General features: G+C 67.1%; 13 protein-coding genes. 4 read left to right on the forward strand and 9 right to left on the reverse strand.

All coding sequences use genetic code 11. The features are described 5' to 3' along the window. Window positions 1–7: 7 nt before the first annotated feature. The gene (locus FHX42_RS06505) at window positions 8–1,351 is read right to left on the reverse strand and encodes an MFS transporter (RefSeq protein ID WP_182543182.1); all 1,344 of its coding nucleotides are present in this window, start codon (window positions 1,349–1,351) and stop codon (window positions 8–10) included. 610 nt (window positions 1,352–1,961) lie between these two features. On the opposite strand from FHX42_RS06505, the gene FHX42_RS06510 reads away from it, so the two are divergent. After that, window positions 1,962–2,756: an IclR family transcriptional regulator gene (locus FHX42_RS06510; protein WP_182543183.1), complete on the forward strand. Its 795-nt coding sequence runs from the start codon at window positions 1,962–1,964 to the stop codon at window positions 2,754–2,756. Here the strand turns inward: FHX42_RS06510 and FHX42_RS06515 are convergent. Beyond that, entirely contained in the window at window positions 2,714–3,259 is a 546-nt protein-coding gene (locus FHX42_RS06515) for an IS3 family transposase (RefSeq protein WP_328795966.1), read from the reverse strand. The two genes, FHX42_RS06510 and FHX42_RS06515, sit on opposite strands and share 43 nt — an antisense overlap. Window positions 3,260–3,397: 138 nt before the next feature. After that, window positions 3,398–3,673: a transposase gene (locus FHX42_RS26990; protein ID WP_182543185.1), complete on the reverse strand. Its 276-nt coding sequence runs from the start codon at window positions 3,671–3,673 to the stop codon at window positions 3,398–3,400. 230 nt (window positions 3,674–3,903) lie between these two features. On the opposite strand from FHX42_RS26990, the gene FHX42_RS06525 reads away from it, so the two are divergent. From FHX42_RS06525 to FHX42_RS06535, 3 genes are all read left to right on the forward strand, one after another. After that, window positions 3,904–4,047: a hypothetical protein gene (locus FHX42_RS06525; protein ID WP_182543186.1), complete on the forward strand. Its 144-nt coding sequence runs from the start codon at window positions 3,904–3,906 to the stop codon at window positions 4,045–4,047. A gap of 449 nt (window positions 4,048–4,496) precedes the next feature. After that, entirely contained in the window at window positions 4,497–5,972 is a 1,476-nt protein-coding gene (locus FHX42_RS06530; RefSeq protein ID WP_220479566.1) for a GGDEF domain-containing protein, read from the forward strand. Window positions 5,973–6,383: 411 nt separating this feature from the next. Further along, a complete protein-coding gene (locus FHX42_RS06535; RefSeq protein WP_182543187.1) occupies window positions 6,384–6,818 on the forward strand; it encodes a PH domain-containing protein in 435 nt (144 codons plus the stop codon). Window positions 6,819–6,892: 74 nt separating this feature from the next. On the opposite strand, the gene FHX42_RS06540 is transcribed toward FHX42_RS06535, so the two are convergent. The 6 genes from FHX42_RS06540 to FHX42_RS06565 form a co-directional block, all read right to left on the reverse strand. Beyond that, a complete protein-coding gene (locus tag FHX42_RS06540) occupies window positions 6,893–7,315 on the reverse strand; it encodes a CBS domain-containing protein (protein WP_182543188.1) in 423 nt (140 codons plus the stop codon). Between the two features lie 81 nt (window positions 7,316–7,396). Next, on the reverse strand, window positions 7,397–9,730 hold the full coding sequence (locus tag FHX42_RS06545; protein WP_182543189.1) for an FdhF/YdeP family oxidoreductase: 2,334 nt from the start codon (window positions 9,728–9,730) through the stop codon (window positions 7,397–7,399). Between the two features lie 200 nt (window positions 9,731–9,930). Continuing rightward, on the reverse strand, window positions 9,931–11,079 hold the full coding sequence (locus FHX42_RS06550) for an aromatic ring-hydroxylating oxygenase subunit alpha (RefSeq protein ID WP_182543190.1): 1,149 nt from the start codon (window positions 11,077–11,079) through the stop codon (window positions 9,931–9,933). Between the two features lie 260 nt (window positions 11,080–11,339). After that, window positions 11,340–13,793, reverse strand: coding sequence for a GcvT family protein (locus FHX42_RS06555; protein ID WP_328795931.1), 2,454 nt, complete (start codon window positions 13,791–13,793; stop codon window positions 11,340–11,342). Window positions 13,794–14,080: 287 nt separating this feature from the next. After that, window positions 14,081–14,710: an MBL fold metallo-hydrolase gene (locus FHX42_RS06560; protein ID WP_182543191.1), complete on the reverse strand. Its 630-nt coding sequence runs from the start codon at window positions 14,708–14,710 to the stop codon at window positions 14,081–14,083. Beyond that, a complete protein-coding gene (locus FHX42_RS06565; protein WP_182543192.1) occupies window positions 14,707–15,795 on the reverse strand; it encodes an S-(hydroxymethyl)mycothiol dehydrogenase in 1,089 nt (362 codons plus the stop codon). Before FHX42_RS06565 ends, FHX42_RS06560 begins: the two co-directional genes overlap by 4 nt. Window positions 15,796–15,873: the final 78 nt, after the last annotated feature.

Below are 15,873 nucleotides of genomic sequence, written 5' to 3' on the forward strand. Positions count from 1 at the left end.
ACAATCGTTACCGTTTGTCGCTGGAAGAGATCTCGTTCAGCGTGCGGCCGACCGTCTCCGGGGCCAGCACCTGGGACGCGGCAGCTCCGACAACGCAGATCCCGGCAGCGACGAGCATCGTGGTCCCGCCGCCGAGCTCCTCCATGGACCAGGGGAACAGGAACGTTCCGATCCCCGCTCCGACGCGGCTGACCGCCGTCGCGAATCCGGTTCCCAGCCCGCGGACCTCGGTCGGCAGCACTTCGCCGGGATAAACGCCCGTGAGCGCGGTGCACATGGCATTGGCGAACGCGAAGACCAGGAAGCAGCTCAGGACGACCAGCGGCGGCGCCGACGCCCAGAATCCGATGATCACCAGCACAACAGCAGAAACCCACTGCTGGGGAATGGTGAGCTTGCGGCGCCCGATGCGGTCGATGAGCAGGCACGACACGACGACACCTGCGAGGGCCACCCCGTTGACCCCGATGGCACCGAGCAGACCTTCCTCTCCGAGGCCGTACTGCGACAGCACGCTCGCGGAGAACGTCGCGATGGCGAAGTAGGGCGTCACGGTGCAGAACCAGAACACCGAGATGAACGTGGTGGCGCGCCAGACCTCCGGCGAGAAGAGCATGGCGAACGTGCCGGAGCGCTGCTCCTCGCTGAAGATGTCGGCGTGATCGGCACCGTCCTCGACGTAGGTGTCCGCGATCCGCTTGGCCTCCTCGGTGCGGCCCTTGTTCATCAACCAGCGCGGTGACTCCGGCACACCCAACCGGCCGAGGAACAGGACCACGGCGGGCAGGGTGCTGGTCCCGAGAACGATCCGCCAGTCGGCGTCGTACAGCGCCAGCACGTAGCCGACGATGAAGGCGCTCACGAACCCGATGTACCAGGCCACCTCGGCGAAGGACATGCACCTGCCGCGCAGGCGAGCGGGTGCGAACTCCGTCATGAGGGGCCAGCCGATGGAGTACTCGGCGCCGATCGCGATGCCCATCAACAGCCGCACGAGGAACAGTTGCCAACTCGAGTCGACCGCGAACTGCAGGATCGATCCGACCACGAAGACGGCGAGGTCGAGCGCGAACATCGGCTTGCGGCCGAACTCGTCCGCGAGCCAGCCACCGAGCGGGCCACCCGCGAAGATGCCGATCAACGCCGCGGCGCCGATCAGCCCCGTTCCGTACACCGACATGTTCAGGTCGGTAGTGATCGCGCCGATCACGGTCCCGATGATGCCGAGGACGTAGCCGTCGATGAACATGCCGCCGGAGGCGACGACGGTCAGCCTGAGCAGGAAGCGTTTCCGGTTGACCGGACTGCGCCCTATGCCCTCGACGGCGTCCTCAACTGCGTTGTTTGTCACCAGCTTGTTCCCTCTCTGGCGAAGTGCCCGCGGTACAGGTGCACACCCGGCCGGGGTCCTGTGCCTCGACCGCGGACGACGTGGTCTGAGACGTGCTGCCGCACGGTGACGACCAAGCTCGTGCTGGAGCCCGGACTAAGTAGCGTTCATAATGTGAACGCAATGACCAGGAACTGTGTCAGAGGTCATGTAGCCGAGTCAAGGCTTCGTCCCAAACAGCGACTATTGACAGGAGAGGGCGCTCGTTTCACACTCGTATTGCTCGAACAGAGTGTTCAATATACAAACACATATGGCATCAAGCCCTGCGTCACCCAGTACGAACGCCGACGGACATGCAGCCACCGAAAGAAACGCGGGTTCCTTTGCCGGCCGCGCAGCGCTCGCTCGAGCACCCGAGCGGTGCCTGAGCCGGTCACACCGATGCTCGGGCCTTGAGCTCCCGTGTCAAGCCGAGGACCTCGAACCGTTCCGCCGACCCTGTCGCCTCACGTTCCTCCGGGCGCCCCCGCCACCGCGTCCAGTAAGTGAACGCAGCTGTTAGGCTGAACGCACGGTACTGGCCCCACGGGCCTACGTGCGCTCCGAGGCGGCTGGAGGCGGAAACGGAATGGGCGACGGGCCCGAGCATGCGGAGGTGGCCAACAAGTCGGTGACCAAGGCTGTCCGCTTGCTTCGCGAACTGGCCGCTCAGCCGCGCACCGGCGCCACGGTTACCACGCTCGCGAAAGCGGCCCGCCTGAGCAGGCCGACCGCATTCCGATTGCTCTACAGCCTAGAGCAGGACGGCCTCGTTGACCGCGTCGACACCAACTACGTCCTCGGTTGGGAACTCGCCAGGCTCGGTCGTCGCGCAGACCCGTACGCGGGCCTGGTGACTCGTGCGCAGCCGCTGCTGCAGGAACTGGCGGACACGTTCAACGAGTCGGTGACGCTTTCCGTTCCAAACGGACAAGACGGACTCGACCTGGTCGCTGAGGCCGCGGGCTCCCACGTGGTCGGTGTCCTGTCCAGGAACATGGTCGGCCAGCACTATCCCATGTACGCCAGCTCCACCGGCAAAGTGCTGCTGGCCGAACAGCCGGTCGACAAGCTGCGCACGATGCTTCCCGACGAGCTCGAGGCGTTCACCCCGTACACCATCACCGACCGGACGACACTCCTCAAAGAACTCGAGCAGGTCCGAGAGCAGGACTTCGCCATCATCGACAACGAGCTCGAGCACGAGCTCCTCTCGCTGTCCCGCCCGATCCGGGACAGTGCAGGGACCCTGGTGGCCATCCTGACCCTCAACGGCCCGCGGAGCCGGTTCGGCCGCGCTCAGATCCCCGAGGCCCTGCAGCAGATGCAAAGCACTGTCGATCAGCTGGCAGAGTTGTTCTGGCGCGACTCGATCACCGGGTGATCCCGCACCGGTATCCGCGACTTCGTCGTCCCACTGGCCTGGATGGCGGGAACAGCGGTGACCTTGGCCCGGGCCAAGAGGGGTTGCCCGGTGACAGGTGGACCTTCTTGGTCTGGCACGCTGAGTATGAGTCCGGTTGAAGGACCGACCACAAGTACCGGGCGTGAGCCCACATCGAGCACGGCGGCCAGGTACAGCCATCCCTCGTCGGTGGGGATGTAGGTGATGTCGCCGGCCCAGCGTTGATCCGGCAGGCCGGGCGTGAAATCTCGACCAAGAAGATCCGGGGCTGGCTCTGGTTGATCTGCCACCGTGGTGCGTACCCGCTTGCGCGGGTTCACACCGACGAGGTCGTACTCCCGCATGAGGCGTTCGACCCGTTTGTGGTTGACCACCCGGCCTTCGCGGCGCAGCTGGGCATGCACCCGGGGTGAGCCGTAGGTGCCACCAGAGTCGGCGTGCACCGTACGGATCTTGTCGACCAGGTCTTGTTCGTCCTGCAGACTTCGCCGCCAGTCGTAGTAGGCCGACGTCGAGACCCCGGCGGCTCGACAGGTAGCCGCTACCGGGAAGCCGTCGGCCTTCTGGGAGCCGACGAAGCGCCTACCGGGTCACTCGGTCGACTCCCTCGCCCAGAAGGCTCATGAGCTCGTTTGAGCAGGTCCCGCTCCATGCGTAGCTTCGCGTTTTCCTGCTCCAGTTCCTGCAATCGAGCCCGTTCCCGGAGTGCTCGACCCTTCCTGCTGGCCGCGGTCGATGCGGGCCTGCTTCACCCAGTTACCCAGCGTGGAGTCATAGATCCCCAAATCCCGGGCCGCTTCGGCGACCGACTTGCCGCCGGTGAGTACCAGCTCCACCGCGTCTCGCTCGAACTCCGCCGAGAACTTCCGACGGGTTCGTCGTCGTTCTTCGGTCACGCGGACACTCTCCGACCAACACGAGTGTCCGGTCCAACGGGGGAAGGTCAGTGACCGGCCGGGGCATGTGCGGGTTCCGGCAGCGGCGCGGCACTGGTGCCGGCTGGGGCTGGTGACCGCGTCTTCGTGGCGGTCCGGCCGGCTGAAAACGTGCTGATCCTGCACATGCTGGCGGCGGTGGAGGACGTGTTGGCCGAGTACCACGCGGCGCTGCTGGGTGGTGATCACACATGAGCACCGATACCCAACACGTCGGGCAGGTGGGTTCCGCTGAGGTTGAGGCGGCGCGGTTGTCGCTGGCCCGGATGGAGGTCTCGCCGGAGCAGTTGGTCGCCGATCTGAGGCAGCGGTCACCGGCGCCTGACGTTCGCTGACCACATTCCCCAGGTCTCCGGGGCGGTCTCGGGCGGGACGCGTCGGGTGTATTGCTCGTATCGGAACAAGATCCTGGTCGCGTGGGGGCAGCGCTGGTTGGATGAGCCGAGTGCCTCGGAGATCAAGCGGCTGAGTTCGAGTCCCCTCAGTTCCACACCGGGAAGAGCCCGCTGATCCGGCATGAGAACGCCTGGTCAGTGGGCTTTTAGTGTCCAGGAGCGAATCTCGGTAGTAGCGCCATAGTATGATTAACTAAGGCTACCTGGAGCGAATCTGGAGTGTCGGGTTCGTGGGCATTGACGTAAGCCGCGATGGGGATCGATCCGGTGCCGTCCATCCCGCGACGAACTCCGTTCTCGGCGACAGGACGTACGGGGTCCGGGCATTGTCGTGAGAGCACGGGGCCGGCAGGCCCGTCCCGCCGATTGACGAGAATCAGGTCGCGTGTATGACCGGAAAGCAGCCTTGGTTCTTCGTGGCGGTCAGTGTGGCCGTCGTGGACCTCGCTGTCATCGTCTTGGTGCTGTCGGGTTCGATGGGGCCCGAGGTCAGCCCACTCACGGCTGATCTGACCGGTGTGGTGGGGACTCTCGCCGCCGCCGCGGCTTTCGCCTGGACGGGGTGGTACCAGGCAGGTGACGAGCGGCGATGGCGATGGCTGATGGTCCTGGCGCTCGCCTGGTGGGTCGCCGGGCACGCGATGTGGACCTGGTACCGCAGCATCGATCCGAAGACGTTCCCGAACGTGGCGAACGCGCTCTACCTGGGGCTGCCTGTATTCGCCTTCTTCGCCCTGCGCACCATGGTGAGGAAAGATCGTGGGGAGGCCACAGAGCAAGGGGCGGCCCCGCGGCGTGGGGTCGTCATGCTTGACGGATTCATCGTCGCGGGCAGCTCGCTGGCGCTGAGTTGGGAGATCACAGTCGATGCCGTCAGGCGTGCCGACGATGTTCGCGTGGGCAGGCTGCTCATGGTGACCACGTACACCGTGGCCGACCTCGTCCTGATCGTCATCGCGATCTTGTTCGCGATCACCCTGCACAGCATGTTGCGCTTCCCGTTGGCCTGGCTGGTGGCGGGGCTGATCGCCATCGGGTTCTCCGACGTGGTCTACATTTACACGATCAGCACCGCGACGTCGGCCCCGCACGTGGCCGATGTCGGTTACATGAGCGGGCCGATAATGCTGTTGCTGGCCGCACTCGCTCCCAACCGCCGCTTCTCGCAACGAGGTCCGCGGATATCGCTGTTGTTCCTCCCCTACGTCCCGCTGGCCGCCGTGTGCGCATTCACCGTGTTCACCACCGTGTCGACCGGTGTCCCCGAGGTCAGTGACGTGTACGGTCTCGTCGGTGTCGTGGCGCTGGTCGTCGTGCGACAGGTCGTGACGCTGCGTCAGTTGAACGCCGCCCAGCAGCAACTGACCTACCAGGCCACCCACGACCCCCTCACCGGGGTCTCCAACCGCGCCCACCTGCTGTTCCACCTTGACCGGGCACTGGCGCAGGTCCAGCAGCAGCCCCGCTCTCTGGGCCTCCTCTACGCCGATCTGGACAATTTCAAGGAGATCAACGATACTCTGGGGCACGAAGCGGGTGACACCGTGTTGCGCGTGGTCGCGGCCCGTCTGGGCGCCCGCATCCGGGGCGCGGACACGCTGGCGCGCATGGGAGGCGACGAATTCGTCATCCTCCTCAACCCGGTCGATGCGGACCCGTACGGTTTCGGTCAACGCATCCGGTCCGCGTTCCACGAACCCGTCCAGGTCGGCGACATCCCGTGCGCGGTCAGCGCCAGCATCGGTTACGTGGGGCTGAACACCAGCGACACCCCGGACCAGGCCCTCGTCCGAGCCGATGAAGCCATGTACCGGGCGAAGCACGCCGGCCGGAACGGGATCACTATCAACGTGCAACTCCCGTGACGCCGTGCCTTCGCCTACGGCTGGACGAAGCAACTGCCACGGTTGTGGCGTCGGAGGAGCCTGGCTAGAGTGATTCCCGCCAGTGTCGTGATCTTCGTGTCGGTTCGGTGACATGGGTTTCCCCTGGGGGATCATGAGTTGATCCCGTCGACGATGGTCTCGGCCCTGAGCGTGTTGATGGCGACCCACCGACTACGTCCGAGCAGGGGTGTCAGTGCCGGAGGCGTGGAGTGCGGTCGGGGAGCTCGTGGACCGCACATCTCGGGGTGGTTCGGACATCGGCCTGTGCGGCGCCGGCAAACACCCCCGAATCCCAGCCCGAGCCGGAGCGAAGCACGTCCCAGCCCGCTCCGTACCCGGACCGAAGCCTGCGAGTAGCTGCCCGGCCAGTAACTGAGAGGACCATCGGCGATGATCAGCGTTGAACACCCCAGCTACACGGGCTTGGCCGAGGCCATCGCCCGGCTCAACAACACCATGGGCGGCAAGAAGGAGATCGAACGGCTGCCCAAGTACCTCTTCGACGGTGAGGCCGTCGTCGAACTCGCCGTCGGCATGGTCAAGGCCAATGCCGGCGTCCTGGTGTTGACCGACCGGCGGATCCTGTTCGTGTTCGAAGGCTTGACCAAGAACCACACCCGGGGCTTCCTGCTGGACCAGGTCAAGGGCATCGGCGAGACGTACAAGGGAGCGCTCAAGCAGCCAGAGATCGAGGTGTTCGCCTGCACCTCGGGGCGCAAGAGCAAGGAACTCGCGCTGGAGGGCGTCGACGAGAACGACGCGCATCGATTCGTCGTCGCCGCCCGGGGCAGCATCGGCGGTGCCGCCCGTTCGTCGGGGGAGTAGCAGCGGATACGCGGGTACCGCTACGGCGCTCGGTTCGCTGGACGCGTGGCGCGTGCTACGGCGTCGGCCCCGTGCTATGCGCGGGAATCGGCGCGCGCCTGCACGTCGGAGTCGGAGCAGAATCCCTTACCGGTGCGCTTGAGGCACAGCAAACCGAGCAGCACGTGGTGGTCGTCGATCACGGCGAGGCGTCGTCTCCCGCTCGCGACCATCGCTCGCCAGGTGGTGTCGAGATCGGCACCGGGGCCGACGACGCGGCCGCGCAGCCGCCCGGCCAGCCGGGCGGGCAGATCCGGGGGCGCCGAGCTGATGTCAGACCGCTCCACGACGGCCGACAGCGCGCCGTCCGCGGCGATGAGCGCGGCGTGGACGTGGTCGTCGTGGAAGAGATCGTGCACGTCACTGACGGTCGTCGTGGGGCCGCACAGTTTGGGGGCGCGGATCATGTGCTCGGCCACGCTCGTGGGAGCGCTGTTGCGATCATTGGGTGAGGTCATGCGGGAGAGCTCTTCAGTCGGGCAGGGGCGTGATCGGTCCCGAGGTTGGGGGCCGACCGCTTCCGCGCGCACCGGGACGTCTCACAGGTCCTGCTCGGGCCCGGTCGTACGTTCGAGACGGACGATGATCGCCTTCGACACGGGGGTGTTGGACCGCTCGGCGACCGCGCCGAGCGGAACGAGTGGATTGGCCTCGGGATAGTAGGCGGCGGCGCAGCCCTTCGCAGTGGGGTAGGCGACTACGCGGAATCGTTCGACCCGACGTTCCTCGGTGACGCCCTGGTCACCGCTCCATGCTGACACCAGGTTGACGAGGTCGCCATCAGCGAGGTCGAGCGAGGCGATGTCGTCGGCGTTGATCAGGACAACGCGACGCGCGTCCTCGATGCCGCGGTAGCGGTCGGACAACCCGTAGATCGTCGTGTTGTACTGGTCGTGGCTGCGCAACGTCTGCAGCAGTAGACGGCCTTCGGGGATCTCGATGGGTTCGGGGATGTTGACCGTGAAGTTCGCTCTGCCCGTTTTCGTCGTGAAGGTGCGGTTGTCGCGGGGTCCGTTCGGAAGGACGAACCCGTCAGGTTGGCGGACACGTCGATTGAAATTCGCGCAGCCGGGCACGACGGCCGCGATGTGATCGCGGATCACGTCGTAGTCGGCCTCGAAGTCCTCCCAGCGGATCGGATGTTCGGGGCCGAGGAGTTTGCGGGCCAGGCGCGAGATGATCGCAACCTCGGACAGAAGGTGTTCGGAGGCGGGTGCAAGACGCCCCCTCGAGGCGTGGACCACGGACATCGAGTCCTCGACGGTGACGAATTGATCGCCGGATTCCTGCGGGTCGCGTTCGGTGCGACCCAGTGTCGGCAGGATGAGCGCGGTGCGGCCGGGTACTGCATGGGACCTGTTCAGTTTGGTCGAGACCTGCACGGTCAGGGCACAAGCGCGCAGCGCGCGTTCGGTTCCTCGGGTGTCGGGTGTCGCGGACGCGAAGTTTCCGCCTACTGCGAAGAACGCCTTGACGTTCCCGGTCTTCATTGCTTTGAGCGTGTCGACCGTGTCCAAGCCGTGGTGGCGTGGCATGGTCACGCCGAATTCGTTTTCGAGGGCGTCGAGGAAGGTGTCCGGCATCTTCTCCCAGATGCCCATCGTCCGATCGCCCTGAACGTTGGAGTGGCCGCGAACCGGGCACACGCCGGCGCCCGGCTTGCCGATCATACCGCGTAGCAGCATCAGGTTGACGACTTCGCGAATCGTGTCGACACCCTGTTTGTGCTGGGTCAATCCCATCGCCCAGCATGCCACGGTGCGCTCGGAGTCGATCAGCATCTCGGCGATTCTGGTGATCTGTTCACGGGGGAGACCGGTAGCCTCGACAACCTCGTCCCAGTCAACCCAGCGCGCCTGGTCCGCGAACTCGTCGTAGCCGTGCGTGCATTCGTCGATGAACTGCTGGTCGAGCACTCCGCCCCGGTCGTGCTCTGCCTGCAACAGCAGTGACCCCAGCGCCTTGAACAGTGCCAGGTCTCCGCCGATGCGGATCTGCGCGAACTCGTCGGCCAGCGGTGAGCCACGTCCGAGCGCCCCCCGGAGGTTTTGCGGGTTCTTGAACCGCATCAGGCCCGTCTCCGGAAGCGGATTCACGGCAACGATCCTTCCGCCGCGGTGCTTTACCTTTTCCAGTGAAGCCAGCATGCGCGGATGGTTGGTTCCCGGGTTCTGCCCGACCACCAGTACCAGGTCGGCGTGTTCGAGGTCGGACAGCGACACCGAACCCTTTCCGATGCCGATGGTCTCGGTCAGCGCCGTGCCGGACGACTCGTGGCACATGTTCGAGCAGTCCGGCAGGTTGTTCGTGCCGAAAGAGCGCACCAGGAGCTGGTGGAGAAACGCCGCTTCGTTGCTCGTGCGTCCCGAGGTGTAGAACGTTGCCTCGTCCGGGCCGTTCAAGCGGCGGAGCTCGCTGGCGATGACGTCGAACGCCTCGTTCCAGGTGATCGGACGGTAATGGGTGTCGCCGCCGCGAAGGACCACAGGGTGCGTGATGCGTCCCTGCTGGCCCAGCCAGTAGTCGGTCTTGTCGGCCAGATCGGCCACGGAGTGTCGAGCGAAGAAGTCCGGTCCCACCCGGCGGGTGGTGGCCTCCTCGGCGACCGCCTTGGCGCCGTTCTCGCAGAACTCGGCGGCCTTGCGCTTGTCTCCGTCGGCTTCCTGCGGGTCCGGCCAAGCACAACCCGGGCAGTCGAATCCGGACCGCTGGTTCAGCAGTGGCAGCGTTCGGGTGGTCCGACTCACCCCCATCTGTTCCCAGCTGCGTTGCAGCGAGACCAGCACGCCCTTCATGCCAGCCGCCGCATCTTCGGCAGCACCTACTTCGAGGCGGCTTTCGTCGATGTCGTGCCGAGGCGCATTTCGGGCCACTGGTCTTCCTCTCCTCGTGACGCGGGTAGTACTTGGTGCATGCCAGAACGGGTGGTGGCCCCGGCTCGGCGAGAGCCGAACCCACCACCCTTGCCGGCATGACCAGTGGTGGGGTGGGGCCACGCCGGACGTCGCTTCGCGATGTGACTGGCGGTAGCTTCCTGACGACGTGCTCGTCGGCCCTACTGCGCCATCGGCAACTAGGATGCCCGGTCGTGGGACCGCGTTTCCTCGCCGATCCGGGTGCGTACCCACTCGTGGAAGGCGCCGATGTGGTGCTCGCTGGGCACGAGCACGCCGCCGGCGGCGTAGGAGCGCGAGTCCATCGCCAGCTGGCACCGCTCGCAGGCGTCGAAGTCCTGCCGGTTGACTCGGTCGAACAGCTCCACCGACCGGGACAGATCCGTGCCCGAGGCCACGACGTCGGGGTGGTAGAGCCAGTCGCACTCGATGAGCGTGCGGTCCGGGGCGAGCGGGAACATCCGGTGGAAGACCACGTGGTCGGGGACGAGGTTGATGAAGACCTGGGGTTTGACGGTCATCGCGTAGTAGCGGCGGTTCTGGTGCTCACCGACCCCGGGCAACCGTTCCGCCCCCTCGCTGCCGTCGACGGTGAAGCCCTGCACGTCGTCGCCGAACTCGGCCCCGTGGCCGACGTAGTACTGCGCGGCGAACCCGTCGGCGAACTCCGGCAGGACCTCGGTGAGCTCGGGGTGGATGGTCGCGCAGTGATAGCACTCCATGAAGTTCTCGATGATCTGCTTCCAGTTCGCCTTCACGTCGTAGGTGATGCGCGTTCCCAGGCTCAGCGAGGCGACGTCGTAGGCGCCGATCTCCTCGGCGCCACCGAGCCGTTCGGCGACGTCGGCGACGACGGTGTCCTCGAACGACGGAGGGTCGTCGGCCAGGCACACCCACGCGTAACCCAGCCATTCACGCACGGCCAGGTGGTGCAGGCCGAGCTCGCCGCGGTCCACGTCGGGCATGTCGGTGAGGTTGGGGGCGGCGATGAGCTTGCCGTCCAGACCGTAGGTCCAGGCGTGGTAGGGACACTGGAAGGAGCGCTTGACCTGCCCCTGCTGTTCGGTGCACAGGCGCGCGCCGCGGTGACGGCACACGTTGAGGAAGGCGTTGATCTCGCCTCGGCGGCCCCGCGAGACGAGCACGCTCTCCCGACCGATCTGCACCGTCCGGTACGTGCCGGGTTCGGCGATGTCGGCGCTGCGCACCGCGCAGAACCACTGGGTCTCGAAGATGCGGGACTGCTCGAGCGCGAAGATCGCCGGGTCGGTGTAGTAGTGACCCGCCAGAGTGGGCATCAAGCTTTGCGATGATTCGGTGGTCGTCATGGTCGAACCTCACTTGGTTGATTCACGCGGCTTGCGGGATGAGCCGACGGGGGCGAAGAGGCCGATCGGATACTGCGCCGGAAGATCCGCCATTTTGGCGTTCGAACGGGCGCGGCTCCCGTTGACCTCGGATTCGGAGACGTGCGGTCGGTGCCCTCGGGCGTGTTTGCCGCGCGTGGCCAGGTGGTTGGCGGTGGCCCCCATGCCACCTGGCCCGCGACGATGACGCCGTCGTGGGTTGACTCGTCTCCTCACCGGGGTCAGCGGCGGATGCGGGTCATGTCGGGGTCGAACAGGGGCTCTTCGGCGACGGTGGCGGGGAGTCGGTCGCCGAAGTACTCGACGTGCACGCGGTCGCCGGGTCGGGTGGTGGGGGTGGGCAGCCACGCGTAGGCGATCGAGCGCTCCAGCGTGTATCCGTAGGTGGCGCTGGTGACGTATCCGGTCCCGGCGTCGGTGTGGACGGGCTCCTTGCCCATGACGACGTGTCCGGGGTCGTCGAGCAGCAGTGGGACGAGTTTGTGCTCGGGTTCGCGGTCAGCGAGGTCGGTCAGGGCCTTGCGCCCGACGAAGTCGCCCTTGTTCATCCGGACCGCGAAGCCCACGCCCGCGTCGAACGGGTTGTGCTCGGTGGTCATGTCCGTGCCCCACGCGCGGTAGCCCTTCTCGATCCGCATGCTGTTGAAGGCGCTGCGCCCGGCGGCAACGACGCCGAAGTTCTGGCCCGCTTCCCACAGGGCGTCCCACAACCGCAGACCCACGTCCGCGTCGGCGTAGAGCTCCCAGCCGAGCTCGCCCACGTAGGACACGCGAAGCGCGGTGACCGGTACACCGGCGATCGTGACGCGGCGGGCCTTGAAGAAGCCGAACCGTTCGTGGGACAGGTCGTCACTGCTCAGCGGCTGTACCAGAGCGCGCGCGTTCGGCCCCCACACGCCGATGCAGCAGGTCCCCGCCGTGATGTCGCGAATGGACACCGAGCGGTCGCGGGGAGCGTGTCGCAGCAGCCAGTCCAGGTCCAGGGTGGAGTTGACTCCGACCTGGAACTCCTCGTCGCCGAGGCGAGCGACGGTGAGGTCGCTGCGCACCCCACCCGCCTCGTCGAGCAGCAGGGTGTAGCTGACCGCACCCGGCTTGCGGCGCATCTGGTTGGTCGTCATCCGCTGCAGGAAGTCCAGGGCGCCGGGCCCGGAGACCTCCAGGCGCTTGAGCGGCGTCATGTCGAACAGGGCGACGCTGTTGCGGGTGGCGAGTGCTTCGGCCGCCGCGATCGGGGACCAGTACCGCGAAGCCCACTCACTCCGCGGGGGAAGCGAGAGCTCGTCGGCGAGCGCGGCGTTGGCCTCGTACCAGTGCGGGCGCTCCCAGCCGGCACCTTCCAGGAAGAAAGCCCCGAGTTCCCGCTGACGCGCGTGGAACGGGCTCGTACGCAGGTCACGGGGTGTGTCGGCCGGCTGCAGGGGGTGCAGGACGTCGTAGACCTCGACGAAGGCCCGCGTCGCGCGTTCGGCGACGTAGCCGGGGTCGAGCTGGACCTGTTCGAACCGGTGCACGTCGCAGTCGTGCACGTCGACCGTCGAGCGGCCGTCGGTCATCCACTCGGCCAGGGCTCGTGCGACCCCGGCCGAGTGCGTCACCCACACGGCCTCGGCCATCCAGAAACCGGCCACCTCGCGCGACTCACCCATCAGCGGCATGCCGTCGGTGGTGAACGACATGGCCCCGTTGAAGCCCTCCTCGACCTGCGTGTCGTGCAGGGCGGGCAGCAGCTTGCGCGCCTCCTTCCACGAGCCCTCGAAGTCCTCCTCGGTGAACTCGAGCACGGAGGGCATCACGGCGGCGTCGTCGAAGGCGGGCACGTCACCGAGGTCGATCGGCATCGGCCTGTGGGCGTAGGAGCCGATGCCGAGCCGGTCGCCGTGCTCGCGGAAGTACAGGTCGGCGTCCTGGTGGCGCAGGATCGGGCGCCGCGCCGAGGTCGGGTCCGCACCGAGCTCGGAGAGCTCGGGCAGGGGGCTGGTCTTGGCGTACTGGTGCGCCATCGGCAGCAGCGGTATGTCCACGCCGGCCATCGCGCCGATCTTCGGTCCCCACAGACCGGCGGTGGACACGACCATGTCGGCGGGCACGGCTCCCTTGTCGGTGACCACACTGCTCACCCGGCCGCCGCGCTGCTCGACGTCGACCACGGTGTGGTGGGCCAGGAACACCGCTCCTCGCGCGAGGGCCCGGCGGGCCTGTTCCGCGCCGGCCGGGACGGCCTTGGCCAACCCGTCGTCCGGGGTGTGCAGACCGCCGATGACCTGGTCGACGTCCACGGTCGGCCACATTTCGACGCACTCCTGCGGCGTGATCAACCGGGAGCGCACGCCCCACGAGGTGGCCAGCCCGTGCTTGCGCTGCAGGTCGTGCCAGCGTGCGGTGGTGGTCGCCAGCTCGAGCCCGCCGAGCGCGTCGAAGCACGGGTCGCCCTCGTGCCGCAGTTCGCTGAACTTGCTCACGGTGTACTGCGCGAACTTGGTGAGGGTCTTGGACCCGCTGGTGGCGAACACCAGGCCGGGGGCGTGCGAGGTGGAGCCGCCGGTGGCGAACAGCGGTCCCTGCTCGAGGACGGTCACGTTCGTCCAGCCGCGCTCGGTGAGCTCGTCGGCCAGCGAGCATCCGACGATCCCGGCGCCGATGATGACCACGCGGGATTGGGCGGAAGGTGTCACCAGCTTTCGTCCTTTCCATGTGTTGTGGGGATTGCGATCACTGGCCCGCCCTGGCAGGCCTGGCCGCACCCCCGGGGGCAGGTGCGCGATGAGCTTGAGGGAAAGGCGATCGTGAGGAGCGGCGACACCGAGCGGTCGCGGCGCTCGCCGCACCTACCGGTGTCGTCGCGTCAATGGGGGAACGTGGTGCGAGAGGTGTACCGGATCGGGGGGTGGGCAACTCTTGTGAGTGTTGCCCACTCCCCGACGAACCGGTGCGGAGTTGCTGGTGCGTCACGTCAGCGGCGTCAGTAGCCGCGGGCGATCCACTCGTCGAGGTGCGGGGCCTCGGCCCCGACCGTCGTGGTCGGACCGTGTCCGGTGTGGACGACGGTTTCGGACGGCAGCGTCAGCAGGCGCCGCGCGATCGAATCGGTGATCACCGAGAAGTCCGAGTAGGACCGCCCCGTCGCTCCGGGTCCGCCCGCGAACAGGGTGTCGCCCGAGAACAGCCGGCCGTTCTCGGCGTCGTGCAGGCTGACCCCGCCCCAGGTGTGCCCGGGTGTGTGCAGCACGTGCAGGTCGGTGCCGGCCACCGTGAGGATCTCGTCCTCGGACAGCGACCCGTCCGGCTCTCTGTCGGGGTAGACCTGCTGCCAGAGCTCGCGGTCCTCCGCGTGCAGCAGGACCGGGGCCCCGACCTTGTCGGCCAGCGGCACGGCACCGTTGATGTGGTCGTTGTGCCCGTGGGTGCACACGACCGCGGTGACTGATCGCGATCCGATCGTCTCGAGGATCAGGTCGGGCTCGTGCGCGGGATCCACGACGAGGACCTCGCGGTCGTCACCGATGATCCACACGTTGTTGTCGACGTCGAAGGTGCCGCCGTCCAGGACGAACCGTCCGGACGTGGTCACCAGCTCCACGCGGGCGCTCATCCCAGCACCACCACCGAACGCAGCACCTCGCCGCGGTGCATCCGGTCGAAGGCGTGCTCCACCTCGTCCAGCGCGATCCGCTCGGTGATGAACGCGTCGAGGTCGATGCGTCCCCGCTGGTGCAGGTCTACCAGCGTCGGGAAGTCCCGGGACGGCAGGCAGTCGCCGTACCAGGAGGACTTGACCGCCCCTCCGCGCGCGAACACGTCGAGCAGCGGCAGTTCCAGCTTCATCTCCGGCGTGGGCACCCCCACCAGCACCGCCGTTCCGGCGAGGTCGCGGGCGTAGAACGCCTGCTTGAACGTCTCGGGACGGCCGACGGCGTCGATGACCACGTCGGCGCCGAACCCGTCGGTCAGCTCCCTGACCGCCTCGACGGGATCGACGTGGCGGACGTTGACGAGGTCCGTGGCGCCGAACTTCTCGGCCCAGCTGAGCTTTTTCGGGTCGATGTCGATCGCGATCACGCGCCGTGCCGCCGCCAGGTCGGCACCGGCGACGGCCGCACTGCCGACCCCGCCGCACCCGATCACGGCCACGGTGTCCCCGCGCTGGACCGGCGCGGTGTTCACGGCCGATCCGATCCCGGCCATGATGCCGCAGCCGAGCAGGCCGGCGACTTCCGGCGAGCACTCGGGATCGACTTTCGTGCACTGGCCCGCGGCGACCAGCGTCTTGTCCGCGAAGGCCCCGATCCCGAGCGCGGGCGACAGCGGGGTGCCGTCGATCAGGGTCATCGGTTGGGTCGCGTTGTGCGTGTCGAAGCAGTACTCGTGACGACCGCGCCGACACGCCCGGCACCGCCCGCACACGGCACGCCAATTCAGCACCACGAAGTCACCGACGGCTACCTCCTCGACACCGTCGCCGACCGCCTCGACGACGCCTGCGGCCTCGTGGCCGAGCAGGAACGGGAACCCGTCGTCGATGCCGCCCTCCCGGTACTGAAGGTCCGTGTGGCAGACGCCGCAGGCCTGCACGGCCACGACCGCCTCCCCCGGCCCGGGATCGGGAACGACGATGTCCAGCACCTCCACGGGTGCCCCTTCTTTGTGCGCGATCACCCCGCGGACCTCTTGTGCCAACAGGCCACTCTCCTCTCGCAAGCAGGGACGTGAGATGTGTTCGGGCCGACCTCGTCGAATCCCGTAACCAAAACAGTT

The organism is Halosaccharopolyspora lacisalsi, from assembly GCF_014137975.1.
Lineage (GTDB): Bacteria > Actinomycetota > Actinomycetes > Mycobacteriales > Pseudonocardiaceae > Halosaccharopolyspora > Halosaccharopolyspora lacisalsi.